21 protein-coding genes and 1 pseudogene are annotated in these 25,583 nt (G+C 58.5%); 6 read left to right on the top strand and 16 right to left on the bottom strand.

The window, feature by feature from the left end:
* The first annotated feature begins 211 nt into the window (after positions 1 to 211).
* A complete protein-coding gene (locus HMPREF3138_RS27250; RefSeq protein WP_223294928.1) occupies positions 212 to 496 on the top strand; it encodes a hypothetical protein in 285 nt (94 codons plus the stop codon).
* 42 nt (positions 497 to 538) lie between these two features.
* Here the strand turns inward: HMPREF3138_RS27250 and cbl are convergent, their stop codons facing one another.
* The 3 genes from cbl to chaB form a co-directional block, all read right to left on the bottom strand.
* Positions 539 to 1,492 carry an HTH-type transcriptional regulator Cbl gene (gene cbl / locus HMPREF3138_RS20575; protein WP_033634950.1) on the bottom strand — a complete coding sequence of 318 codons (954 nt, stop codon included), beginning with the start codon at positions 1,490 to 1,492 and terminating at the stop codon, positions 539 to 541.
* 302 nt (positions 1,493 to 1,794) lie between these two features.
* Positions 1,795 to 2,490: a gamma-glutamylcyclotransferase gene (locus HMPREF3138_RS20580; protein WP_038876938.1), complete on the bottom strand. Its 696-nt coding sequence runs from the start codon at positions 2,488 to 2,490 to the stop codon at positions 1,795 to 1,797.
* Between the two features lie 249 nt (positions 2,491 to 2,739).
* Positions 2,740 to 2,967: a putative cation transport regulator ChaB gene (gene chaB, locus HMPREF3138_RS20585; protein WP_038876936.1), complete on the bottom strand. Its 228-nt coding sequence runs from the start codon at positions 2,965 to 2,967 to the stop codon at positions 2,740 to 2,742.
* A gap of 130 nt (positions 2,968 to 3,097) precedes the next feature.
* On the opposite strand from chaB, the gene HMPREF3138_RS20590 reads away from it, so the two are divergent.
* Together HMPREF3138_RS20590 and chaA are read left to right on the top strand one after the other, a co-directional pair.
* The gene (locus HMPREF3138_RS20590) at positions 3,098 to 3,916 is read left to right on the top strand and encodes a siderophore-interacting protein (RefSeq protein WP_038876933.1); all 819 of its coding nucleotides are present in this window, start codon (positions 3,098 to 3,100) and stop codon (positions 3,914 to 3,916) included.
* Between the two features lie 294 nt (positions 3,917 to 4,210).
* Complete coding sequence (chaA, locus tag HMPREF3138_RS20595) at positions 4,211 to 5,314, top strand: sodium-potassium/proton antiporter ChaA (protein WP_038876929.1); 1,104 nt, start codon at positions 4,211 to 4,213, stop codon at positions 5,312 to 5,314.
* A gap of 36 nt (positions 5,315 to 5,350) precedes the next feature.
* Here chaA and lpxO read toward each other — a convergent pair whose 3' ends face one another.
* From lpxO to putP, 6 genes are all read right to left on the bottom strand, one after another.
* Complete coding sequence (gene lpxO, locus HMPREF3138_RS20600) at positions 5,351 to 6,253, bottom strand: lipid A hydroxylase LpxO (protein WP_038876928.1); 903 nt, start codon at positions 6,251 to 6,253, stop codon at positions 5,351 to 5,353.
* 233 nt (positions 6,254 to 6,486) lie between these two features.
* On the bottom strand, positions 6,487 to 7,275 hold the full coding sequence (gene phoH, locus HMPREF3138_RS20605; protein WP_015378226.1) for a phosphate starvation-inducible protein PhoH: 789 nt from the start codon (positions 7,273 to 7,275) through the stop codon (positions 6,487 to 6,489).
* Between the two features lie 718 nt (positions 7,276 to 7,993).
* On the bottom strand, positions 7,994 to 9,292 hold the full coding sequence (gene efeB / locus HMPREF3138_RS20610) for an iron uptake transporter deferrochelatase/peroxidase subunit (RefSeq protein ID WP_038876925.1): 1,299 nt from the start codon (positions 9,290 to 9,292) through the stop codon (positions 7,994 to 7,996).
* Between the two features lie 11 nt (positions 9,293 to 9,303).
* Positions 9,304 to 10,440 carry an iron uptake system protein EfeO gene (efeO, locus tag HMPREF3138_RS20615; RefSeq protein ID WP_038876922.1) on the bottom strand — a complete coding sequence of 379 codons (1,137 nt, stop codon included), beginning with the start codon at positions 10,438 to 10,440 and terminating at the stop codon, positions 9,304 to 9,306.
* 20 nt (positions 10,441 to 10,460) lie between these two features.
* Positions 10,461 to 11,306, bottom strand: coding sequence for an iron uptake transporter permease EfeU (gene efeU / locus HMPREF3138_RS20620; protein ID WP_038876920.1), 846 nt, complete (start codon positions 11,304 to 11,306; stop codon positions 10,461 to 10,463).
* Positions 11,307 to 11,550: 244 nt separating this feature from the next.
* Entirely contained in the window at positions 11,551 to 13,035 is a 1,485-nt protein-coding gene (putP, locus tag HMPREF3138_RS20625; RefSeq protein ID WP_038876917.1) for a sodium/proline symporter PutP, read from the bottom strand.
* Between the two features lie 571 nt (positions 13,036 to 13,606).
* On the opposite strand from putP, the gene putA reads away from it, so the two are divergent.
* Together putA and HMPREF3138_RS27255 are read left to right on the top strand one after the other, a co-directional pair.
* Positions 13,607 to 17,578 (top strand): trifunctional transcriptional regulator/proline dehydrogenase/L-glutamate gamma-semialdehyde dehydrogenase, encoded by a 3,972-nt coding sequence (gene putA, locus HMPREF3138_RS20630; RefSeq protein ID WP_038876915.1) that lies wholly within the window; start codon positions 13,607 to 13,609, stop codon positions 17,576 to 17,578.
* A 214-nt stretch (positions 17,579 to 17,792) separates the two neighbouring features.
* A pseudogene (locus HMPREF3138_RS27255) lies at positions 17,793 to 17,885 on the top strand (type II toxin-antitoxin system HicB family antitoxin); the annotation flags it as partial.
* 32 nt (positions 17,886 to 17,917) lie between these two features.
* Here the strand turns inward: HMPREF3138_RS27255 and tcyN are convergent.
* From tcyN to HMPREF3138_RS20665, 7 genes are all read right to left on the bottom strand, one after another.
* Complete coding sequence (gene tcyN, locus HMPREF3138_RS20635; RefSeq protein ID WP_038876913.1) at positions 17,918 to 18,670, bottom strand: L-cystine ABC transporter ATP-binding protein TcyN; 753 nt, start codon at positions 18,668 to 18,670, stop codon at positions 17,918 to 17,920.
* A gap of 3 nt (positions 18,671 to 18,673) precedes the next feature.
* Positions 18,674 to 19,336, bottom strand: a complete 663-nt coding sequence (tcyL, locus tag HMPREF3138_RS20640) for a cystine ABC transporter permease (protein WP_025303237.1) — start codon at positions 19,334 to 19,336, stop codon at positions 18,674 to 18,676.
* Entirely contained in the window at positions 19,336 to 20,136 is an 801-nt protein-coding gene (gene tcyJ, locus HMPREF3138_RS20645) for a cystine ABC transporter substrate-binding protein (protein WP_038876910.1), read from the bottom strand. The genes tcyL and tcyJ overlap by 1 nt, the downstream gene beginning before the upstream one ends.
* A 115-nt stretch (positions 20,137 to 20,251) precedes the next feature.
* Positions 20,252 to 21,244, bottom strand: coding sequence for a D-cysteine desulfhydrase (locus HMPREF3138_RS20650; RefSeq protein ID WP_025303239.1), 993 nt, complete (start codon positions 21,242 to 21,244; stop codon positions 20,252 to 20,254).
* Positions 21,245 to 21,369: 125 nt separating this feature from the next.
* Positions 21,370 to 21,879: a flagella biosynthesis regulatory protein FliZ gene (fliZ, locus tag HMPREF3138_RS20655; RefSeq protein ID WP_025303240.1), complete on the bottom strand. Its 510-nt coding sequence runs from the start codon at positions 21,877 to 21,879 to the stop codon at positions 21,370 to 21,372.
* Between the two features lie 55 nt (positions 21,880 to 21,934).
* Positions 21,935 to 22,657, bottom strand: a complete 723-nt coding sequence (locus HMPREF3138_RS20660; protein ID WP_004934752.1) for an RNA polymerase sigma factor FliA — start codon at positions 22,655 to 22,657, stop codon at positions 21,935 to 21,937.
* Between the two features lie 182 nt (positions 22,658 to 22,839).
* Positions 22,840 to 23,886 carry a flagellin FliC gene (locus HMPREF3138_RS20665; protein WP_038876907.1) on the bottom strand — a complete coding sequence of 349 codons (1,047 nt, stop codon included), beginning with the start codon at positions 23,884 to 23,886 and terminating at the stop codon, positions 22,840 to 22,842.
* A gap of 281 nt (positions 23,887 to 24,167) precedes the next feature.
* Here HMPREF3138_RS20665 and fliD point away from each other — a divergent pair, with 281 nt between their 5' ends.
* On the top strand, positions 24,168 to 25,568 hold the full coding sequence (fliD, locus tag HMPREF3138_RS20670; protein ID WP_038876904.1) for a flagellar filament capping protein FliD: 1,401 nt from the start codon (positions 24,168 to 24,170) through the stop codon (positions 25,566 to 25,568).
* The last annotated feature ends 15 nt before the right edge of the window (positions 25,569 to 25,583 follow it).

Consider the following 25,583-nt stretch of genomic DNA (forward strand, 5'->3'; position numbering starts at 1 on the left):
AAGGTACTTAAATCACTATAGATATTCTTTTTATGTATATAGGTGGGATTTTGATTATTAGGGCGAGGATTGCGCGGCCGGTCGCACTCTCGTGGCACCTGGCCGCAATGGATAACTGTCTTTGCGGCGCGATTCGCAGCGATGAACGTCGAGGTTTGAGTCTGTTTCATTGGGTGATTAACGTGAGCTCGGTCACCCAAGGGACGGGAAAATGGAAAACCATCTATCAGAAAATGGCGCCTCACACCGGCATGAGAGAGCGATAGAGCAAACACTGGCGGACATGAACAGCGTCCTGCTTGAGTCGGATCTGTTTATGACTCGTCTGACGGTACAAGACCGGCGCCGGCAAAAACGCATCGCCATCGAGATTTTGCGCCAACACCATCGCTGGGAGATGGCCAACCCGCGTCCGCCTGAAGAACTCCCGGAATGGGAAGCCATCGGCCCGTTCAGAAAAAGTAAACGTCACCTGATCGAACGTACCGACGACTAATCCCCCTTCCCCGTGGCAATCCGCCGGGGCACAGCTGTCCGACTAAATCTGGTAGTCAATCACCGCATCCAGCTGTGACGAGAAGACCTTGTCCTTGATTTCGGTCAGCGACAGCGTCGGGTTGCACAGCTGGATAAAACGCCAGGCATAGTTGCGCTGCAGCTGGCTGCGTTTCAGGCCCAGCCATACCGTATTGGGTTCAAACAGGTGCTCGGCGTTGAGGCTCACCAACCCGCGATCGCGCTCTTTTTCATACGACATGTCCGCCAGCACACCCACGCCCAACCCCAGCTCGACGTAAGTTTTAATCACGTCGGAATCCTGCGCACTGAGCGCGATGTCCGGCGTCAGGCCCGCCGCTTTGAACGCCGCATCCAGCTTCGCGCGCCCGGTAATGCCCTGACGGTAAGTGATCAGCGGCAAGGTGCTGAGCATCTCCAGCGTCACCTGCGGCTGACGCGTCAACTCGTGCCCTTCCGGCACCAGAATGGTGTGATGCCAGCGATAGTAGGGGAACGCCGCCAGCGATTCGTCGCTCATCAGCCGTTCGCTGGCGATGCCGATATCGGCTTCGCCGGCGGCCAGCATCGAAACGATCTCCTCCGGGCTGCCCTGATTGAGCACCACCCGCACCCGCGGGTAAAGCGCGCGAAACTCTTTGATTACCCCCGGCAGGCTGTAGCGCGCCTGGGTATGCGTCGTCGCGATATGCAGCTGTCCCGAATCGTTGCTGCTGAAGACGTCCGCCAGGCGACGGATGTTATTGGCGTCGTTGAGAATGCGTTCCGCCACCACCAGCAGCTCTTTGCCGGGTTCGGTCATGCCCAGCAGCCGCTTGCCGCGGCGAATGAATATTTCAATGCCCAGCTCTTCTTCCAGCTCGCGAATATGCCGGCTGACGCCGGACTGCGAAGTAAATAAGGTATTGGCGACCTCGGTCAGGTTGTAGTTGCAGCGCGCCGATTCGCGAATAATTTTTAATTGTTGAAAGTTCATCCCCGTCTCCCTGTTTCTTGCGGTAGCGTTTGCCATATTGATACGGAGTCCTGCGGGGCTGAACAAATAAGAAATAGCCTTTAGTTATGCAATTTAATACTAAGTGAATTATTTATCGTTACTCTTGGGGGATGAAGACGGGGGAAAATGATGAATGGCTTTAAAAATAACGAGATAAATAACCATACAAAGCAGGGGCCTTAGATAATCATGCAGAATAAAGTTATTAAATAGAGGTATTAGATATATGAAAAAGGGCTCAGCGTGCTGAGCCCTTCACTGTTTGCCACCCTGCCAACGCCTCAGGCCGTGGCCTCCGCCCCGAAAGCGCCGGGCCGGTTCTGCTGCAACCATTGCCGTACATAGCGCACCAGATCGCCGATGCAATCATCCTGCATGCCGTGGTGCTTCAGCTCGTTATCCAGCGCAAACAGGTATTGCGCGTTGGTGCCCAGCGGGCCGCTGGCGCTGGCGATCAATGGCGCGATCACCTGGTGGCTGGTGTCTGCTTCAAACAGCGGGTGCTGCGCGTTCATCACGAACACCAGCGCAGTGACAACCTCACCGCCCTCCAGCTGCAGCTCACACCAGGTCGGCACGTAGCAATCGGTGATCATTTCGCGCTTCCACAGCAGCTCCAGCTCTTCGCGCAGCTTGCTTTCCGGCAGACGGAAGGCCAATCCGGTGGTCTGGCCGCCCTCTTTCAGCGCCAGCATGCGCCCCGGCTGATGCAGCGTGCCGCGCCCGGCGGTCAAGCGCATGCAGAACGCCCGGTGCCAACCCTGCAGCATGGCAGGCCGCACTTCTTCCGATTCAAAAACCGGGTTCCACATCAGCGAACCGTAACCGAATACCCAAACCGGGCTGTGATCCGGCCGGCGCGATAACGTGCAATCCAACGAGGCTGCGCGCTGTTCAGGCGTCAGCAACAGCGACTCCTCAATAGCGCCGAATGCGGTTTTGCAATCCGCTTTTTGCAGAAAATCTCGCGTTAACACTGTTACAACCTCCCGGGAATACGATTTCTCGTCCTCCCTCGCCACTACTGAACCTTTGCAATTTTATTTTTAGGTGCGGAATTTTATTAATTCAATAACCGCGCCGATTAATAATGACCATATTCTTTTCCCGCCGCGCAATCAAGTTGCAAAGCGGTGTTAACGTGGAAAAGTATTTGTACTGAGCAGCAATAATATTAATTGCCGGGTCAGCATAACGTCTGCGCGATTTTATCAGGCCATAAAGCGTTACTTTTTGTGCCAATGCTCATCGTCGCCCTTGCGATAGCTTTGCTTGACCGCCGCCCAGGCCACCTTGTGCGCCGTCTCCTCCCGGCTGTCGTCACCGCGTCGGTCTTCAGGATCCCGGTATTGTTGCCAGGCGCTGTTGAACGCTTCTTTATAGATCGCCTGAGCATGGGCCGGCAGCACAGGCTTCACATTGTCCGGCAAGTCGTTCGTGTCTTGATAGGGCATCACGTCCTCCCGTGCGTATTCCGTGAAGCTTAAGCCTAACTCACACGCCGTTGCGCCTCAATAAGCAAACAATTCTCATTATCAAACGGCATGATATACTCACCGCCAAACGAACTATAAGGAGATCCCCGTGACTACCGAAGCCCCTCGCTCACGCGCCCCCTACCTGATCGCCGTCAGCGCCGTACAGGATATTACGCCGCACCTGCGCCGCATCACCTTTACCGCACCCGATCTGCGCTACTACCCGGCCAACGCCGCCGCTGCGCACATCAAGGTCTTTTTGCCGCTCGCCGGCCAAACCCAGCCGGACCTGCCGACGCTGACCGAAAACGGTCCGCGCTGGGCGGCGGACGCCGTACGCCCGATCGTGCGTACCTATTCCATTCGCGCCGTGCGCCCGGAACAGGCGGAGGTGGACATCGAGTTCGCGATCCACGATCACCAGGGCCCGGCGGTCGACTTTGCGCGCCAGGCGAAAGCCGGCGATAAAATCGGCATCAGCAACCCAGGCGGCCCCAAACCGATGTTGCCGGCGGCCGATTTCTACTGCCTGGCGGGCGATCCTTCCTCACTGCCTGCGCTGGCCGCGCTGCTGGAGAATCTGCCGCCGCACAGCGCCGGGCGCGCTTTCGTCCGCGTCGACAGCACCGCCGACGTGATTGATCTGAGAAAACCGACCGGCATTGAGGTGAATTGGATCGTTGGCGGCACGGAGAACACCAACGACCTGATCGCCCGTTTCCGCGCGCAGTCCCTGCCGCAGGGCGAAACGCACTTCTGGCTCGCCGGTGAAGATCGCCTGGTGGTAGAGCTGCGCCGTTACCTGCGTCGTGAACGTCAATGCGATCGTAATCGTCTTTATGCCGTACCTTACTGGCGTGAGGGGCTAAATGAAGATGGTTACCACAATAAACGGCATGAAATCATGGATAATATTGATGACTAACGGCTGTATTTTCCTTGATTAACCGCATACTAAATAAGTAAACACGACTTTTCTCATATCTAACGTTAAAAATTGGCGTTATTGCGTAAAAGTAAGTAAATAAAACCGCACCCCGTGCGGTTTTTTTGTTACCCTGATCACATAAAGCAAGCAATTGCTTTCTCAGATAAAAACAACATCACACCGGCGCCGTGGGTGTATCCTAATATAAAATACCTACTGTAAACGCAGAGTTGCCGCATCACGGCGACCGGCGCTGACGGGCTACGCTGTTTGAGAAGGAGTGCCACCCTCATGAAGTCGCAACACGATCCTGGCCGATCCACCAAATCTCGCCACACCGAATACTCGCTGATCTTCCCCATCGCCGCGCTGGTGGTGTTGAATCTGTGGAGCAGCACCACTCACTTTCCGCTGATCGTCGGCATCAATATTCTCGCGCTGGTGGGGATCCTCAGCAGCGCCTTCAGCGTGGTGCGCCACGCCGACGTGCTCGCCCACCGTTTGGGGGAACCCTACGGCTCGCTGATCCTCAGCCTGTCGGTGGTGATCCTCGAGGTCAGCCTGATCTCGGCGCTGATGGCCACCGGCGACGCCGCGCCGGCGCTGATGCGCGACACGCTGTATTCCATCATCATGATCGTTTCCGCCGGCCTGGTCGGTTTCGCGCTGCTGCTCGGCGGGCGCAAGTTCGCCACCCAGTACGTCAACCTGGGCGGTATTAAACAGTATCTGATGGCAATTTTCCCGCTGGCGGTGATCGTGCTGGTGTTCCCGAGCGCGCTGCCGGGCGGTAACTTCAGCACCGGGCAGGCGCTGCTGGTGGCGCTGATCTCCGCCGCCATGTATGGCGTGTTCCTGGTGATCCAGACCAAAACCCACCAGAGCCTGTTCGTGTACGAGCATGAAGACGACGATGGTGACCCGCACCACGGCAAGCCCTCTTCGCACAGCAGCGCCTGGCATGCCGCCTGGCTCGTCGTGCACCTGATCGCGGTTATCGCCGTCACCAAGTTCAACGCCAATCCGCTGGAAGGCCTGCTGACCAAGGTGAATGCGCCGGCGCAGTTCACCGGTTTCCTGGTGGCGCTGTTGATCCTGTCGCCTGAAGGACTGGGCGCGCTGCGCGCCGTGTTGAACAATCAGGTGCAACGCGCCATGAACCTGTTCTTCGGTTCGGTGCTGGCGACCATCTCCCTGACGGTACCGGCGGTCACCATCATCGCCACCCTGACCGGGCAGACGCTGATCTTCGGGCTGCAAACGCCGCATATCGTGGTGATGCTGACAGTGTTGCTGCTGTGCCAGCTGTCGTTCTCGACCGGCCGCACCAACGTGCTGAACGGCACCGCCCACCTGGCGCTGTTCGCCGCCTATATGATGACTATCTTCGCCTGATCAAAAAGGGGCGCACACCGTGCGCCCCTGTCTTCGTTATACCGAGAAGAATATCGCCGCGGCGATCCCCCCGAACAAAATCCACTTGATGATGTAATAACCGGTGCGGTTCCAGGCCTTCAGGCGTTTCCCCACCCGGCGTATCGCATAGATGTATTTGAACATCTTGTTAACGCCGCCGGTGCGATCGCCCTCTTCGTTTGGCGCGGTGGCGGCGCTCATCAGATTGCGCCCCAGCCAATGGTTAACCGCCTGCGTCCAGCGGTAACGCATCGGCCGTTCGATGTCGCAAAACAGGATCAGACGATTCTGCCCGCTCTGATTTTCCGCGTAGTGCAGGTAGGTTTCATCGAACATCACGCCTTCACCGTCGCGCCAGCTGTAGCGCTCGCCGTCCACCTCAATGAAGCAGCGGTCATCGTTTGGGGTAATCAGCCCCAGGTGATAACGCAGCGAACCGGCGTAAGGATCGCGGTGGCGCGGCAAACGGCTGCCGTCCGGCAGTTCGGCGAACATCGCCGCCTTGACCGAGGGCAGGCTGCGCAGCAGTTCCGTGGTCTGCGGGCACAGGGTCATGGCGGAAGGATGGCTGTCTTCATACCATTTCAGATAAAAGCGTTTCCAGCCGGTCTTGAAGAACGAGTTGAACCCGGCGTCGTTGAACTGATCGGACGCTTTGATCTGCTGGATCTTCATCAGCTTCTGTCCTTCGTCGCGGATGGTTTCCCAATTCTCCCGCAGTACCGCCAGCTCAGGGAACTGCTCCGGCTTCAGGTACGGCGTGGTCGGCACGCGGGAAAACAGATACATGAAGACGTTCAGCGGTGCGGTAAAGGTGGAATGGTCAGACAGCTGTCGCCACACGTTGTAGCGTACCCGCCCGCGGTAATGCACATAGACGACGCATAAAATAAGCAAAATCAGAATGATATATTTCATGTTTGAATCGCATCAAGAACCCACACGCAATGCGCCGCACGGCGCACACCCCAGATAGTGTCCTTTTGGCGGCGTACGCAAGTTGCACGCCAATCTGGAACCTACTAATCATTAACGCTAACTCAACGAAAATCTATACAAAAAGCCACAATAATTTACACAAAGGTTAAACGAGAAGGGAAATTGCGCAGATAAAGAAGGCCGCCGAGGCGGCCTTTCCATTAGCGAATAGGTTAACTGTAAGCGTTGAGCGTGCGCTGGCACAAAGCGGAGCGCACGCAGTCCTGTTTCTCAAAGCGGATAACGCCGATCATCTCGTCCTCTTCGAAGCGCTCCAGCGCGTCGCTGAGGCCGGATTTCACACCGCGCGGCAAGTCGCACTGGGTCACGTCGCCGTTAACGATAACCGTCACGTTTTCACCCAGGCGGGTCAGAAACATTTTCATCTGGCTGGCGGTCACGTTCTGGGCTTCATCCAGGATAACGACCGCATTTTCGAAGGTGCGTCCGCGCATATAAGCGAACGGCGCAATCTCTACCTTGCCGATTTCCGGGCGCAGGCAGTACTGCATAAAGGAAGAGCCTAAACGGCGCACCAGAATGTCATACACCGGGCGGAAATAAGGCGCGAATTTCTCGGAGATATCACCCGGCAAGAAGCCAAGGTCTTCATCCGCCTGCAAAACAGGACGGGTAACGATAATCCGATCCACCTCTTTATGGATCAGCGCCTCCGCCGCCTTGGCGGCGCTGATGAATGTTTTGCCGCAGCCGGCTTCGCCGGTGGCGAAGATCAGCTGCTTATTCTCTATGGCTGATAAGTAATGACCCTGAGCTTCAGTTCTAGCCTCGATGGGTGAGCTATCGCGCTTGTCTCGCGCCATGCCGATAGACTCGACTCCCCCCATTTGCACCAGCGAGGTCACAGACTCTTCTTCCAGCTGGCGATGACTACGAGCGTCACGACGAATAACGCGTTTCGCTTCACGACGTGCTTTGATCACTGCTTTCTGTCTACCCATAGTGGCACCTTACAGTTTGTTTCACCTACCGCAACGGCCGGGCCGCGCGATTATGTTTCACACACGTATTAGGTTTTGGCCTCCTCCGAGCCAATAAGAGCCAAGGGACAAGGTGAATCGACGGCAACGCTTAAGCGCCGTGTCTTCACGGGACAACGCGGACTGCATCAATAAACGTGGAGTAAAAAGTGATGAGATTCGATAGCGATAAGAGTGCGGGGTTGCCGGTAAAAGAGAGTCGGAGAGAGAACCCTCGTTACAACGAGAAATCAGGGGAGATGTGTTATTTTTTCTTTCCAGCCCAACCAAGGACTTTACCATTAGCGATCCCCGCAGTGATATTTACAGCTTCAAGCTGTGCACCGTGTGAAAACTACCGCCAGATGATTACAGTATAATGACATTCAATCCTGCCGCGTTACTAAAATGTAAAAAAATTTTATATGTTTTGTTTTTAGTTAGCGCAAAAACACTATATCACGCTCGGCACGTCATTCCATAAAAAATTTAATTGCAAAAATATCAATGAATTACAATTAAAAACCGCGAATAACACTTTGCTTTACCGATTAAATTTTGCACAACCCAAAGTCGGCGGGCCGTTCAGATTTTTTAATCCGCAGGTGAAGGATTGAATTGAACTCCGTCGCTTAATGTCCCGGGTAATAGGCAAGCCAACGTAAAACGAGGCGGGAGATCCCGCCTCGTCATTGCGCACTCAGGCCTTGAGCAGGCCGCTGGCCAAATAGTCGCCGCCCTCTTTCACGCCCGGTAATACGAAGAAATATCCGCCGCCGATCGGCTTGATGTATTCTTCCAGCGCTTCGCCGTTGAGTCTTTTTTGCACCGTCAGGAATCCTTTCTCCAGATCGGCCTGATAGCAGACAAACAGCAGCCCCATTTCCAGCTGCCCGGCATTGGAAACGCCAAGGGAATAGCTGTAGCCACGCCGCAGCATCAGGTTGCTTTGGCTTTCCGGCGTGCGGGGGTTAGCCAACCGGATGTGCGCATCCATCGGGATCACCTTGCCGTCGGGATCGTTCGCGTAGTTCGGTTCGTCATGTTCATGCTTCATGCCAAGCGGCGCGCCGCTGTGCTTTTCGCGACCGAAAATGGTTTCCTGCTCCTGCAGCGGCGTGCGATCCCAAAACTCCACGCGGAAGCGAATAATGCGCGCTGCCTGGTAGCTGCCGCCCGCCGTCCACGCCGGCTCGCCGACGTTGTCGCCGACCCACACCACCTTATCCATCAGCGGTTTGTCGTCGGTTTTCGGGTTAGCAGTGCCGTCTTTGAAGCCCAGTAGGTTGATCTGCGTCTCTTTGCCTTTGCTGCGCGCCGCATGCGCGGAGATAAATCCTTCCCGCTTCCAGCGCACGCTGAGCAAATCCGGCGAATGCTTGATGATGTCGCGCAGTGCGTGAATCACCGTTTCATTGGTGTTGGCGCAGATCTGCAGCAGCAGATCGCCGTGGCAAAGCCCGGCGTCCAACGCATCGTTGGGGAAGCGGGTCATTTTCTGCAACCGCAGCGGCTTTTGCGCCTGCAGGCCAAAGCGTTCGTCGAACAGCGATGCGCCGACCGAGACGGTGATGGTCAGGTTATCCGGGTAAATCTCCGGCCCCATGATCCCCGAATCGAGCGGCGGCAATTTGGCGTCCACCTCCGGCGCCTTGCCGCCGTGGGTCAGGAACGCGATGCGGTCGGTCAGCAGCCGGAACAGACGCTCCAGGTCCGCTTTGCTGGTCGCCAGCACGTCGAACGCCACCAGCATCATCGCCGCCTGTTGCGGGGTCAGCACCCCGGCCTGATGGCGGCCATAAAACGGCTGTTTCTGCCAGCGCTCATCCTGCGGCGCCGCTACCGGTTCCGCAGCTTTGTCCGCCGCCTGCACCAGGCGGCTGCCGCCCAGCGCCAGCGCGCTCAGTCCCAGCCCCTGCAGCAAACGGCGGCGTGAAGGGGATGCCGCCTCCTGAGAGTGCGGATGAGGCCCGTTATTCGGGCCTACCTTGTTGCTCATAACCGTATGCCTCAGTCCAGACCCAATACGCCGCGCAGTTGGGAAAGGTCTTCCGCCAGCGTGGTGATCGGCCCTTTCAACGCATTGCGGTCGGCATCGGTCAGCTTCTCATAGGACTCATACCCCTCTTTGGTTTGGTACTTCGCCAAAATGGTGTCGACGGTTTTGAAGTTGGCGTCGATCTTGTCCAGCAGCGGCTTGTTGGCCTTGAGCAACAGCGGGCGCAGCAGGTTGACGATCTTCTGCGCACCGTCGACGTTGGCCTGGAAGTCCCACAAGTCGGTGCGGCTGTAACGGTCTTCTTCACCGCTGATCTTGCTGGCCGCCACTTCTTCGATCAACCCGGCTGCGCCGCCCACCACCTTGCTCGGCGGGAAGGTCAGTTCACCCACGCGTTTTTGCAGTTCAACGGTGTCCTGATACAAACGATCGGCATATTTGCCCATGTCTTTGGTCGAGTTGTCGGCAAACAGCGCCTTCTCCAGACGGTGGAAGCCGGTGAAGTTCGGATCCGCTGATTTCTTCTCGTAGTCGTCTTCACGGGCGTCGATGCTGCCGTCCAGATCGGAGAACAGCTCGGCGATCGGCTCGATGCGCTCATAGTGCTGGCGGGTCGGCGCGTACAGCTTGCGCGCTTGCTCCACGTTGCCGGCCTTCACCGCGTCGGTGAACAGCTTGGTCTGTTTCACCAGGCCGTCGACTTCTTTGATGACGTAGACTTTGTATTCGGCGATCGGGCCAACCAGATCCAGTGCGTTCGGTTTGCCGTCGGTAGCGCCGTTGGTTGCCGCGGTGACGGTCAGTTTGCCTTTCGGGTTGCTCAGCAGCCCGCAGGTCATGTCGTATTCGCCCGCTTCCAGCGTGGCGGTCATTTTCTGGGTGAAGCCCGGCGCGATGTTTTCGCGCTCTTCCACCACCATCACCCCTTTCAGGATTTCCCATTCGACATTTTTCTGGCTGGTGTTATGCACCACAAACTGCGTCTTGCCGGCCGGCACCGTCAGCTGCATCGGTTCGCACTGCTTGTCGTTAACCGTGACCTTGACCTGCGGCACGTCCGCCGCCAACGCGGCGATGCTCAGCGCAAACGCCGGGATAGCCAGTAATGCTGCGTGCAACGCCTTGCGGCGAAATAACGGAGTAGACATACGAGATTCCCTATTAAACATTAATGATTGATTTTACGTTGCGCCGGGGCCGCTGCCGGCTCCGCGCGCTGCGGCAGGAAAAAGAAAATCAGCGCCGGGATCAGATACAGGAAATAGACGGCCACTTCGCTGACCGTCGGCGCTTCCTGATAACCGAGAATACCTTCCAGCAGGGTGCCGAACAGCGAATGGGTCGACAGGGTGCTGCTGAAATCGAAGGCGATGTCCTGGAAGTGGTTCCACAGGCCGGCTTCGTGGAAGGCGCGGATCGCCCCGGCGGCCAGGCCGGCGGCGACGAACAGAATGAACAGGCTGGTCCATTTGAAAAACTTGGCCAGGTGCAGCTTCACCCCACCCCAATAAATCATCATGCCCAGCACGATGGCGGCCACCAGGCCGAGCACCGCGCCGATCGGCGCCGCGGCGCCCACGTCTTGCTGGAACGCCGCCAGCAGGAAGAACACGGACTCCAGCCCTTCGCGCGCCACGGCGAAGAACACCATCGCCACCAGCGCCCAACCCTGCCCTTTACCGGCGTTGAGCGCCTGATCGATCGCCCCTTCCAGATGCACCTTGACCGACTTGGACACCTTACGCATCCAGAACACCATATAGGAGAGGATCACTACCGCCACCACCGCCACGATGCCCTCGAACAGCTCCTGCTGTTTCTGCGGGAACTCGCCGGTGGTTTCATTGATGAAGATACCGAGCGCCAGACACAGCGCCGCAGCAACAATCACGCCGATCCACACCGCGCCCAGCCATTGGCTGCGCTGCGTGCGCTTCAGGTAGCTGGCGATCAGGCTGACGATCAGCGCGGCCTCCAGCCCCTCACGGAACATGATAAGAAAGGGAACGAACATAAATAATCACCCCTGAAAAGACCGCGGCGGCAGAGACGGTGGTTGCAAAATGAGCCGCGGCGACTATGTAAAGAAACGTAAAAACCAACGAGAGTGATTATCATTCTGCCAAGAATAAATACAAGAGGCATGACGGTGATTTTTTCTAATCAAATGTCGCTAGGTGTTACAGCCGGATGACGGCGATCGGCAGGCAAAAAAAGGGGCGCTCTGCGCGCCCCTTACCGACTGACATCGAACGACGTTACACCGTTTTGTACTCGGCTTCCGCCTGATCGAAACGCTCGGTCATGGTGGCGGAAGGCTGGCGGCCCATCAGGCTCACCACCACGATGGCGAGGCAGCCCAGGATGAAGCCCGGGATGATTTCATACAGCCCCAGCCATTCGTACTGTTTCCAGACGATCACCGTCACCGCACCGACCAGCATGCCGGCCAACGCGCCGTTGCGGGTCATGCGCGACCACATCACCGAAATCAGCACCACCGGACCGAAGGCGGCGCCGAAACCGGCCCAGGCGTAGCTCACCAGGCCCAGCACGCGGTTCTCCGGGTTGGCCGCCAGCGCGATGGCGATCAACGCCACCACCAGCACCATCACGCGGCCGACCCACACCAGCTCGCGCTGGCTGGCGCCTTTACGCAGGAACGCCTTGTACAGGTCTTCGGTGATCGCGCTGGAGCACACCAGCAGCTGGCAGCTCAGGGTACTCATGACCGCCGCCAGAATCGCCGACAGCAGCACGCCCGCTACCCATGGGTTGAACAGCAGCATCGCCAGTTCGATGAACACACGCTCCCCGTTCTGCGACACGTTACCGGCTTGACCCGGGTTGTTGGCGAAGTAAGCAATACCGAAGAAACCGACGGCGATGGTGCCGGCCAGGCACAGGATCATCCAGGTCATGCTGATGCGACGCGCGCTGCGGATGGTGCGGTGAGAATCCGCCGCCATGAAACGCGCCAGGATGTGCGGCTGGCCGAAGTAGCCCAGGCCCCACCCCAGCAGCGACAGGATGGCGACGAAGTTCAGCCCTTTCAGCATGTCGAGGTTAGCCGGGTTCTGCGCCTGGATCACCAGCATCGAAGTATCGATGCCGCCGACGGCGAAGATGACGATCACCGGCGTCAGGATCAGCGCGAAAATCATCAGGCTGGCCTGCACGGTATCGGTCCAGCTTACCGCCAGGAAACCGCCGATAAAGGTGTAGAGGATGGTCGCCGCGGCGCCGGCCCACAGGGCGGTTTCGTAGCTCATGCCGAAGGTGCTTTCGAACAGGCGCGCGCCGGCTACGATGCCGGAGGCGCAGTAAATGGTGAAGAACACCAGGATGACGATGGCCGAGATCACGCGCAGCAGCTTGCTGTTGTCTTCAAAGCGGCTGGTGAAATAATCCGGCAGCGTCAGGGCGTTGTTGTTGGCTTCGGTATGTACGCGCAGCCTTCCTGCCACCAGCTTCCAGTTCAGATAAGCGCCGATGGTCAGGCCGATAGCGATCCAGCTTTCGGAGATGCCGGAGAGGAAGATGGCGCCCGGCAGGCCCATCAGCAACCAGCCGCTCATGTCGGAAGCGCCGGCGGACAGCGCGGTCACCACGCTGCCCAAACTGCGGCCGCCGAGAATATAGTCGTCAAAGTTGTTGGTTGCCCGGTAGGCAAGCAGGCCGATCAGCACCATCCCGAAAATGTACACCAGGAAGGTCACCAGCATAGGTGTGCTCATTGTCATTTAATTCTCCACTTTCATTATTATTCGCGTTTCGCTCCGACCAAGCCGGCGCCGGTAAACCCACGCGCAATGCATTTCACTGGCCGCCGCGCCGGAACGTGGCGCAGCCTGCGAGCAAGTGCAGGTAAAATAGTTTCTGCCCGTAATTGTTGACCGTCGGTTATCCTAGATGAGCCTTTCATCAACCAACAAGATATTTAACAACAAAGTTACACAAAGTTTACCCTGCGTCACATTTACCGGGCTCAAAGGTTGCACTCACGACAAGCAAAATGAGTTGCACCTGGCTATTACCCTTATATACCGCAAGGTAAAGCGTCTGCGGCATGATAAACCCCACCGCATTCGCTCAATAACGCAACATTCGTGCCAACTGCCCATGTTAAAAAATCGATGAAACTCACACTTCGCTCATCAGCCTGATTTAACAAGGTTGCACAAAGTTGCAACATGCAGGATATTGTCTGCATTCTTGACACCACACATCTCACGAACCTATCCCAACAGGCTTTCCGGCCTGCTGTTTGTCTAGCCTGATGGGATAGGTTCTAAACACAGGAGTTGGATTGGCATGGGCACTACCACAATGGGCGTGAAACTCGACGAGGCAACACGCGACCGGATCAAGAGCGCCGCGCAGCGCATCGATCGCACGCCGCACTGGCTCATCAAGCAGGCCATCTTTAATTACCTCGAGCGTCTCGAGAGCGGTACCGATATTCCTGAAATTCCAGCGCTGGCCGCTGCGGGCCAGGCTGAAGCGGACGACATTATGCCGCAAGCGCAGGAAGAGTCACACCAGCCATTCCTCGATTTCGCCGAACAAATTCTGCCGCAGTCGGTCACCCGCGCCGCCATCACGGCCGCCTATCGTCGCCCGGAGACCGAAGCGGTGCCGATGTTGCTCGAACAGGCGCGATTACCCGCCGATCTTGCTCAGGCTACTCACAAAATGGCCTATGGCATCGCCGAGAAGTTGCGTAACCAAAAAAGTGCAAACGGCCGCGCCGGCATGGTGCAAGGCCTGCTGCAAGAGTTCTCCCTCTCCTCTCAGGAAGGCGTGGCGCTGATGTGCCTGGCGGAAGCGCTGCTGCGTATTCCGGATAAACCAACCCGCGATGCCCTGATCCGCGACAAGATCAGCAACGGCAACTGGCACTCGCACCTGGGGCGCAGCCCGTCGCTGTTCGTCAACGCCGCCACCTGGGGCCTACTGTTCACCGGCAAGCTGGTGTCCACGCATAACGAAGCCAATCTGTCCCGTTCGCTGAACCGCATTATCAGCAAGAGCGGCGAACCGCTGATCCGCAAAGGCGTGGACATGGCGATGCGCCTGATGGGCGAACAGTTCGTGACCGGCGAAACCATCGCCGAAGCGCTGGCCAACGCGCGTAAGCTCGAAGAAAAAGGCTTCCGCTACTCCTACGACATGCTGGGCGAAGCCGCCCTGACCGAAGCCGACGCCCAGGCCTACCTGGTTTCCTACCAGCAGGCGATCCACGCCATCGGCAAAGCCTCCAACGGCCGTGGCATCTATGAAGGCCCCGGCATCTCCATCAAGCTGTCCGCCCTGCACCCGCGCTACAGCCGCGCGCAGTACGAACGCGTCATGGAAGAACTCTACCCGCGCCTACTGTCGCTGACCCTGCAGGCACGCCAGTACGATATCGGCATCAACATCGACGCCGAAGAGGCCGACCGCCTGGAGATCTCGCTCGATCTGCTGGAGAAGCTGTGCTTCGAACCGCAGCTGGCCGGCTGGAACGGCATCGGCTTCGTGATTCAGGCCTACCAGAAACGCTGCCCGTTCGCCATCGACGCGGTGATCGACATGGCGCAACGCAGCCGCCGTCGCCTGATGATCCGTCTGGTGAAGGGCGCCTACTGGGACAGCGAAATCAAACGCGCCCAGATGGACGGCCTGGAAGGCTACCCGGTCTACACCCGCAAGGTCTATACCGACGTTTCCTACCTGGCCTGCGCCCGCAAGCTGCTGTCTGTGCCGAACCTGATCTATCCGCAGTTCGCGACCCACAACGCCCATACCCTGAGCGCCATCTACCATCTGGCCGGCAACAACTACTACCCTGGCCAGTATGAGTTCCAGTGCCTGCACGGTATGGGTGAGCCGCTGTACGAGCAGGTGGTGGGTAAAGTGGCCGACGGCAAACTGAACCGCCCTTGCCGCATCTATGCGCCGGTCGGTACCCATGAAACGCTGCTGGCTTATCTGGTGCGCCGCCTGCTGGAAAACGGCGCCAACACCTCGTTCGTCAACCGCATCGCCGATGCCACCCTGCCGCTCGACGAGCTGGTGGCCGATCCGGTCAGCGCCGTGGAAACGCTGGCGGCCAGCGAAGGCCAGATCGGCCTGCCGCATCCGCGCATTCCGCTGCCGCGCGAGCTGTACGGCGAGAAACGCACTAACTCCAGCGGTCTGGATCTGTCCAACGAACAGCGTCTGGCCTCGCTCTCCAGCGCCCTGCTCACCAGCGCCAGCCATCCGTGGCGCGCGGAACCGATCATCGATGCCGAATTGGATCAGGGCGTGGAGCAACCGGTGATCAACCCGGCCGAGCCGGGCGATGTGGTCGGCTACGTACGTGAAGCCACCGAAGGCGAAGTCAGCCGTGCGCTCGACGCCGCCGCGGCCGCCGGCCCAATCTGGTTCGCTACGCCGCCGACGGAGCGCGCCGCGATCCTCGAACGCGCCGCCGAGTTGATGGAGAGTCAGCTGCAAAGCCTGCTGGGCATTCTGGTGCGTGAAGCGGGTAAAACCTTCAACAACGCTATCGCCGAAGTGCGCGAAGCGGTGGACTTCCTGCACTACTACGCCGGCCAGGTGCGCGACGATTTCGCCAACGACAGCCACCGTCCGCTGGGCCCAGTGGTCTGCATCAGCCCGTGGAACTTCCCGCTGGCGATCTTCACCGGCCAAATCGCCGCGGCGCTGGCGGCGGGCAACAGCGTGCTGGCCAAACCGGCCGAGCAAACGCCATTGGTAGCCGCGCAGGCAGTGCGCATCCTGCTGGAAGCCGGCATTCCACAAGGCGTGCTGCAGCTGCTGCCGGGCCAGGGTGAAACCGTCGGCTCAACGCTGGTTAACGACGCCCGCGTCCGCGGCGTGATGTTCACCGGCTCCACCGACGTCGCCGGCATTCTGCAGCGCAGCATCGCCGGCCGTCTGGATCCGCAAGGCCGTCCGACGCCGCTGATCGCCGAAACCGGCGGCCTGAACGCCATGATCGTCGACTCCTCCGCCCTGACCGAACAGGTGGTGACCGACGTGGTGGCCTCCGCCTTCGACAGCGCCGGCCAGCGCTGCTCCGCGCTGCGTATCCTGTGCATTCAGGAAGACGTGGCCGAGCACACGCTGCAAATGCTGCGCGGCGCGATGGCCGAATGCCGCATGGGCAACCCGGAGCGCCTGTCTACCGACGTGGGCCCGGTGATCGACGCCGAAGCCAAAACCGGCATCGAACGCCACATCCAGGCGATGCGCGCCAAAGGCCGCAAGGTGTACCAGGCAGCCAAAGGCAGCGCGCAGGATGAGAAAGAGTGGGCGCGCGGCACCTTCATCAAGCCGACGCTGATCGAGCTCGACAGCTTCGACGAGCTGCAAAAAGAGATCTTTGGCCCGGTGCTGCACGTGGTGCGCTTCCAGCGCAACAATCTGGACGCGCTGGTCGATCAGATCAACGCCGCCGGTTATGGCCTGACGCTGGGCATTCACACCCGTATCGATGAAACCATCGCCCGGGTGACCGAACGCGCCAAGGTCGGCAACCTGTATGTCAACCGTAACATGGTTGGTGCGGTGGTCGGCGTACAGCCGTTCGGCGGCGAAGGCCTGTCGGGCACCGGCCCGAAAGCCGGCGGCCCGCTGTACCTGTACCGTCTGCTGGCCAACCGTCCGGACGACGCGCTGCAGCGTACGCTGCACCGTCAGGACGATGAGCGCCCGATGGAAGCCACGGCGCGGCCGCAGCTGTTGGGCGCGCTGCAATCGCTGGAGAAATGGGCGGTCACCAGCCAACACGGCGAACTGGCGGCATTGGCGCAGCGCTATGCGGAACTGGGCCAGGGCGGCACCGTACGCCCGCTGCCGGGCCCGACCGGCGAGCGCAATACCTATGCCCTGCTGCCGCGTGAACGCGTGCTGTGCCTGGCGGATAACGAAGCCGACGCGCTGATCCAGTTGGCCGCCGTGCTGGCGGTCGGCAGCAGCGCGCTGTGGCCGGAAGCGGAACTGCAGCGCAATCTGTTCCGCCGCTTGCCGAACGATGTGCAGGCGCGCATCGCCTTCAGCAAAGACTGGCAGCAGGACAAGGTCGAGTTCGACGCCGCCATCTACCACGGCGATGCCGACCAGCTGCGCACCCTGTGCGAGCAGATCGCGCAGCGCGGCGGCGCCATTGTCTCGGTGCAGGGCTTCGCCCACGGTGAAACCAACATCCTGTTGGAACGCCTGCTGATCGAGCGTTCGCTGAGCGTCAACACCGCCGCCGCCGGCGGTAACGCCAGCCTGATGACCATCGGTTAACGCATCGTCAAGGCGGCCATGCATGGCCGCCTGATTGGCTCACTGCTACGTAAACCCTGCACTTGTGCAGGGTTTTTTATTGCCCGCAGCCCGGTCAGCCGTTAGCGTCTTGCTATCCTGGCACGAGGAAGCGGCGCCTCATGGGCGATAACAACAGGGTGAACTCAGAACGAATTAGTCTGCTTGCAAACCGTGGCAGAACGCTACTCGTCACATTGACTCTCGGGTTCGGCAACACCCGGGATACGGTAGCCGCAGCGGGTTTCTCGCCGCCGCCGCGCGAAACGAGTTGTTGAAAACGGAGTGAATGCGAACGGGGGGAAGCTCCCCCCCGCCGTCTTATTGATTCAAGAATTTGTCGAGGAATTGCTGAGTGCGCTGGTGCTGCGGGTTGGCGAACAGCGCTTTGGCCGGGCCCTGTTCAACGATGCGGCCGTGGTCCATAAAGATAACTCGGTCCGCCACGTCGCGGGCAAAGCTCATCTCATGGGTGACGATCACCATGGTGCGTTTCTCTTCCGCCAATGAGCGCATGGTATTGAGCACTTCCCCCACCAGCTCGGGATCGAGCGCCGACGTCGGCTCATCAAACAAGATCACCTCCGGCTGCATCGCCAGCGCGCGCGCAATAGCCACTCGCTGCTGTTGGCCGCCGGACAGCCTCCGCGGATACGCCTGCTCCTTGCCGCTCAATCCCACCTTGGCCAGCAACGCGCGAGCCCGCTGTTCCGCGCTGGCTTTCGCCTCGCCCTTGACGATAACCGGCCCTTCGATGATGTTTTCCAACACCGAACGGTGCGGGAACAGGTTGAAGTTCTGGAACACGAAACCGACCTGCTGGCGCAGCGCTCGCACCTGATTTTTCTGTTTGCTCAGCGGCTTGCTGCCGTCGATCAGGATATCACCGACGCGAATGGTGCCGGAATCCGGCTCCTCCAGCAGGTTAATGCAGCGCAATAAGGTGGTTTTCCCCGAGCCGCTCGGCCCGATGATCGCCACCACTTCGCCGGCGTCCACCGCCAGATCGATCCCATGCAGCACCGTCTGACCCTTAAACTGCTTGGTCAATTGCTTAACTTCAATGGCACTCATGCACTACTCCTGATCCTGGCGATTAACGTGGGCTTCCAGACGGTTTTGCAGCGCGGAAAGCAGGGTCGCCATCACCCAGTAAATCAGCGATGCCGCCAGGTACATGGTGAACACTTCCAGCGTGCGCGAGGTGATCAGCTGCGCCTGACGGAACAGTTCCGGCACCTGAATGGTGGCGGCCAGCGAGGTGTCTTTCACCAGGCCGATGAAGCTGTTGCCCAGCGGCGGCAAGGCGGTGCGCGCCGCCTGCGGCAGGATCACTCGGCGCAGGGTTTGCCAACGGGTCATGCCGATGCTGGCGGCGGCTTCCCACTGCCCTTTGTCGATCGACGAAATCGCCGCACGCAGCGTTTCCGAGGTGTAGGCGGCGGTATTGAGCGACAGGCCAATCAGCGCCGCCGGGAAAGGATCGAACTCGATGCCGAACTGCGGCAGACCGTAGTAGATCATAAACAGCTGGGCGATCAACGGCGTGCCGCGGAACAGCGACACGTAAATGCGCGACAGCCACGACAGCGGCCACAGCGGCGAAAGGCGCATCAGCGCCAGCAGAAAACCGAGCAGCAACCCCAACGCCATGCCGCCCAGGCTGAGCTGAAGCGTCAGTATTGCGCCCTTCAATAAAAATGGCGCTGAATCCAGCGCCAGTTGAATACTTTCGTGCATTATTTAGTTACGTCCGCGCCAAACCATTTCTCGGAGATCTTCGCCAGCGTGCCGTCTTTTTGCATCTCGGCGATCGCCTGGTCAATCGCGGCCAGCAGCTCTGGGTTGTTCTTGCGCAGCGCCACGCCGGACTCCTGACGAGAGAACGCCGGGCCGGCTACCGCCAGCGTATCGCCGGTTTTCTTCACCAGATCCAGCGCCGCCAGGCGATCCACCAGAATGGCGTTAATGCGGCCAACGCGCAGATCCTGATACTTGGTCGGGTCGTCGTCGTAGGTGCGAACATCTACGCCCTGCACGTTCGCGCGCAGCCATTGCTCATAGTTGGTGCCCAGGCCAACGCCGACCTTCTTGCCCTTCAGGTCTTCCGGCTTGGTGATGGTGCCTTCGTTGCCTTTTTTCACCAGCGCCTGAATACCGGAAACGGTGTAAGGGGTGGAGAAGTCATATTTCTTCTTGCGCTCATCGGAGAGCGTCACCTGGTTGATGACCACGTCGATGCGCTTCGAATCCAGCGAAGCCAGCATGCCGTCCCACTTGGTCGGGTTCAGCTTGGCTTTCACGCCCAGGTGTTCCGCCAGCGCGTTGGCGAAATCCACTTCGAAACCGGTCAGCTTGCCGTCTTCCCCCTGGAAGCTGAACGGCGGATAGGTGCCTTCCAGGCCGACGATCAGCGTGCCGCGCTGCTTCACCTGCTGCAGCAGATTGTCGGCAGCGTAGGTTTGGGTCGCCAAACCGGCGGCCAACGCGACGCCCACCACGCCCAACAGCCATTGACGACGAACTTTTGCAAACATCATAAACACCCCTGTGTGTTATTTATCTTTTTTGATATCAGCACTTTAACAGTGCGACTGCCCGCATAAAGGAATATAACTTTATAAATATAGTTCAAAATGGAATAACAAGCGGTGTTTACACCTGCGGATGGTAGGCGAACAGCGCCGGCGCGCCGCCGGTGTGAACGAACAGAATAGGGCCTTCATCGCGGAAGCGCCGCTGGGCAATGCCGTCGATCAAACCGGCCATCGCTTTGCCGGTGTATACCGGATCCAGCAATACGCCCTCTTGCTGCGCCAGCAGCTGCACCGCCGCCATGCCCTCTTCGTTCGGCATGCCGTACTGCGGCGCGAAGTAATCGTCCCACAGCGCGATCGGCGCCAGTTCGTCGATATTCAGCGAACAGGCCAGAGCTTTCTGGATCTGCTCCACCTTCGGCAGCTGATCGATCACCGTGCGCGAGACGGTCACGCCGATCAGTTCGGTTTCCGGCAGCAGCTGCTGCAGCCCCACCGCCAGCCCGGCGTGGGTGCCGGCGCTGCCGGACGCCACCACCACCGAACTGAACGCCACGTTGCTGCGTTGGCTCTGCTCGGCGATTTCCAATGCGCACTGCACGTATCCCAGCGCGCCCAGAGCATTGGAGCCGCCCACCGGCACCACGTAAGGGCGAAAGCCCTGCGCCTCAAGGCGCGTCGCCAGTTCCGCCAGCTGCTGCTGCGGATCGTGCAGCGCTTCGCACATCACCACCTCGGCGTTGAACAGGCCGAGCAACAGGCGGTTGCCGTTGGTCAGGTAGTTTTCCGCGCGGGTATCGATAGGGTTTTCCAGCAGCGCGACGCAGTGCAGGCCCAGTTTCGCCGCCACCGCCGCCGTCTGGCGCACGTGGTTGGATTGAATGGCGCCGGCGGTGACCAGCGTATCGGCACCTTGACGCAGCGCGTCGGCGGCCAAAAACTCAAGCTTTCTCAGCTTGTTGCCGCCCATGGCCATAGGAGTGACATCGTCACGTTTAAGGTAGATTTCGCGGCCGAGGTAATCGGAGAGGCGGGACAGCTTTTCCAGCGGTGTGGCGGTGCCAACCAGATCCAGACGCGGGAATTGCGCCAGTTGTTGTTGCAGGTTCACTACTTCCCCCCAGGGAATCGAATATCGACATCAGATAAGCGATAGATTTATCAGATGTGAACTGAATAATCATCCTTTATCACGGGGGAAACAGCAGGCCCCGGCCCAACGGCCGGGGAAAAGTCTCAGTAACTGCGCTGCCAGGCGAGATACTGATCGTATTTGCGCAGCGCAATGCGGTAGTTGTTGTGCGCCGCGGTAGGCAGATCGTCGATGATGCGCTGATGGCTGGCGCTGCTGGCGAACTTGTCCGCCGGGTAGTTGCGCGCCACCAGCATTTCGTCCAGCCGGCGCAGCCGCACCACATACTCACGGATGGTGCTGTGGCTCATCTCGGTCTGCTCGAACAGATACTGTTTGAACGCCATGATGTCGAAATAGCTGGGGTGGCTGTTGCAGGAGATCTCGCTGCAGAAGCGGCACAGCGCGGTCAGCTCGTGCTGCACGTTTTGCCAGACCGCATCGTCGATCGGCTGATCCATGCGCGCGATGGCTTCTTTATTGATAATCTTGCCGCGAAACACCAGCGCCATGCGGTCCAACAGTTTGCCGCACTGGGAGCAATGGGTCTGGCTGTGCTTGTAGTCTTTCAGGTAACGGCTAAGCGGCCGTTTCTTCAACAGTATTCCTGGCATAAAGGGCAGTCCGATTGTCGCATGAGTCATCGAGTTGAGGGGCGGTGGGCCGCCGTCAGGTATCGTTCGCCAGCCGCGCGCGCAGCCGTTTGATCGCCTGACTGTGCAATTGGCTGACGCGGGATTCCCCGACGTCCAGCACGGCGCCGATCTCTTTGAGATTCAACTCTTCCTGGTAATACAGCGTCAGCACCATTTTTTCGCGCTCCGGCAACGCCTCGATGGCGTCGATCACCCGCTGGCGCAGGCTGCCTTCCAACAGGTGATGCAGCGGGTTGGCCTCTTCATGCCCTTCCAGCATCGGTTCCGCGTTCTCGCCATGCTCCTCGCGCCATTCGTCGTAGGAGAAAAGCTGGCTGTTATTGGTGTCCAACAGAATTTGACGGTACTCATCCAGCGAGATATTCAGCGTCTGCGCCACTTCCGTCTCGCTCGCCGGACGGCCATAACGCTGTTCCAGTTGCCGCATCACCTGCGCGACCTCGCGCGCATGGCGCCGCACGCTGCGCGGCACCCAGTCGCGGCTGCGCAGTTCGTCGAGCATCGCGCCGCGAATGCGCTGCACCGCATAGGTGGTAAAGGCGGTTCCCTGTAGGGCGTCATAACGCTCAACGGCGTTCAATAACCCGATTCCCCCGGCCTGCAGCAAGTCGTCAAGCTCCACGCTGGCGGGCAACCTGACCTGCAGGCGCAACGCCTCGTGGCGCACTAACGGGACGTAGCGCAGCCAGAGAGAATTTTTGTCCATCACGCCTTCGGCGGTATACAGATCGCTCACTATGTCTTAAACCTGCGGATAAGAGAGTCAGCGCTATTATGCGTAGGGGGCGAAATGCCAATCGGCTGAACAGTCGCACAAAACGGGCTTTATTTGCGCCATGTAATAACCGCGCGGTGCGCGAGCATAAAAAAACCCCGCCGAAGCGGGGTTTCTTTGCGACAGTTAATCGGGAGAGACGATTAACGCAGCAGGGACAGCACGTTCTGAGTAGACTGGTTAGCCTGTGCCAGAACAGAGGTGCCAGCCTGTTGCAGGATGTTGGCACGGCTCATGTTGGACACTTCGGTCGCGTAATCAGCATCCTGGATACGGGACTGAGAAGCGGACAGGTTGTTCACGGTGCTGTTCAGGTTCTTGATAACAGAATCGAAACGGTTCTGTACCGCACCCAGGGAAGAACGCAGGGAGTCAACCTGAGACAGCGCTTTGTCCAAGGTAGCCAGCGGATCTGCCATCTTAACGTCAGTAGTGCCTTCGGTGATTTTTGCTTTACCTGCAGTTGTACCGTCTTCAGCAATGGTAGCTTCTTTGTAAGTTTTAACACCTTTATCGGTAGTTTCTACGTAGAATGTATCTTTGCCAGTAGCATCTTTACCAGAGAACAGTTTTTTACCTGTACCCATTGGGTCAACAGTCAGATCTTTATCACCAACTTTTACGGTACCGGTAACTTCTGCACCCAGTTTAGGACCTTTTTTGGTCACGTCGAAGCCATCCAGACCCAGTTTAGTGGAGTCGATTTTCTGCAGGTCGATATCGATGGTTTCACCGTCGTTAGCGCCAACCTGGATGGTCAGTTTCTGATCGCTGCTCAGCACTTTCACGCCGTTGAAATCGGTCTGCTCGGAGATACGGTTGATTTCCGACATGCGCTGAGTGATTTCGTCCTGGATGGATTTCAGGTCGCTGGAAGAGTTGGAACCGTTCTGCGCCTGTACGGTCAGACGACGAATGTTCTGCAGGTTGTCGTTAACTTCGTTCAGTGCACCTTCAGTGGTCTGCGCCAGGGAGATACCGTCGTTGGCGTTGCGAGAAGCCTGAGTCAGGCCTTTGATGTTCGCGGTGAAACGGTTGGAGATAGCCTGACCCGCAGCATCGTCTTTCGCGCTGTTGATACGCAGACCGGAAGACAGACGCTCAATCGCAGTACCCAAAGAAGACTGAGATTTGTTCAGGTTGTTCTGCGCCATCAGCGACAGGCTGTTAGTGTTGATTACTTGTGCCATTGTTTGCTTTCCTTACGAGTCAGTTGCGTTCTTCGCAACACAGTTAAAAGGTTCGGGCTTGTTTGCCCACGGCGTCAACCACCGTCCCCTCAGGTATCGGCCCTCCCCTAACAACCTTTAGCAATTTTTTAAAATTTTTTGCGCCGGCGGCAATGGCGGAAATAACGCGGTTTTTCCCTCTTCTATTGCGCCATCGGTTTTTTGTTTTTTTCGGTAAACTTTTTCATCACTGGGCCGATAACGCGTAAAGCGAATAAAGTCATAATCAAGGAGAATTACTCATGGCAACGATCAGTTCATTAGGTCTCGGCTCAGGACTCGACCTCAACGGCTTGCTGGATAAGCTGACCAAAGCGGAACAACAGCGCCTGACCCCTTACACCACCAAACAATCCAGCTATAAAGCCCAGTTGACCGGTTACGGCACGCTGAAGGGCGCGTTGGAAAAGTTCGACAACCTCAGCAAAGAGATGGCGAAAGAGGACTTCTTCAAGGCCACCACCGCCACCGAACACGACGCCTTCAAGATCACCACCAACGCCAAGGCGGTGCCGGGCAACTATGTGGTGGAAGTGAAGAACCTGGCGCAGGCGCAAACCCTGACCACTCAGGCGAAAGTCAGCGACCAGGGCGCTAAGTTAGGCACCGAAGGCGCCACCGACCGCTCCCTGACCATCACCGCCGGCAACCCGCCGAAAGCCACCAAAATCCCGCTGAGCGACGATCAAACCTCGCTGGTTGAGCTGCGCGACGCCATCAACGGCGCCAAGGCCGGCGTCACCGCCAGCATCATGCGCGTCGGCGACAACGACTATCAGCTGGCGATCAGTTCCTCCACCACTGGTGAAAACAACAAGATTTCCCTCCAGGTCGACAACGACGACAAACTGGGCGATATCCTGAACTACAACGCCACCCGCGGCACCACCACCGCCATGAAGCAGACGGTCGCGCCGCAGGACGCGGAGCTGATGGTGAACGGCACGGCCATCAAACGCAGCACCAACTCGATCAGCGATGCCCTGCAGGGCGTCACCATCGATCTGAAAACCAAAACCAAAACCGATGAACCGCAACACCTGGTGATCAGCACCAACACCGCCGGCACCACCGACAAGATCAAAGAGTGGGTCGACAGCTATAACTCGCTGCTGGACACCTTCAACGCGTTGTCCAAGTTCACCCCGGTGAAAACCGGCGAAGCGCCAAACCCAACCAACGGCCCGCTGCTGGGCGACAACACCCTGCGCGGCATTCAGTCGTCGATCAAAAGCGCGCTGAGCGCCGCCCAAGACAATCCGGAATTAAAAGGTCTGGGCAACCTCGGCATCTCTACCAACACCAAAACCGGCAAGCTGGAAATCGACAGCGCCAAGCTGAAGAAAGCGATGGATGAAAAGCCGGATCAGGTCAGCAACTTCTTCGTCGGTAACGGCAAAGACACCGGCATGGCCACCGAGATCCACAACGAGATCCAGAGCTACATCAAATCCGGCGGCATCATCGAGAACTCGACCAAAAGCATCAACACTAACCTCGATCGCCTGAACAGCCAGATCACCACGGTCACGGCCAGCATTCAAAACACCATCGATCGTTATAAACAACAGTTCGTTCAGCTGGATACCATGATGTCGAAAATGAACGGCACCAGTAACTATTTGGCTCAACAGTTCAAATAACCCTTTAACAAGGCA

It is taken from the genome of Serratia sp. HMSC15F11 (assembly GCF_001808215.1).
In the GTDB taxonomy this organism is placed as follows: domain Bacteria; phylum Pseudomonadota; class Gammaproteobacteria; order Enterobacterales; family Enterobacteriaceae; genus Serratia; species Serratia nevei.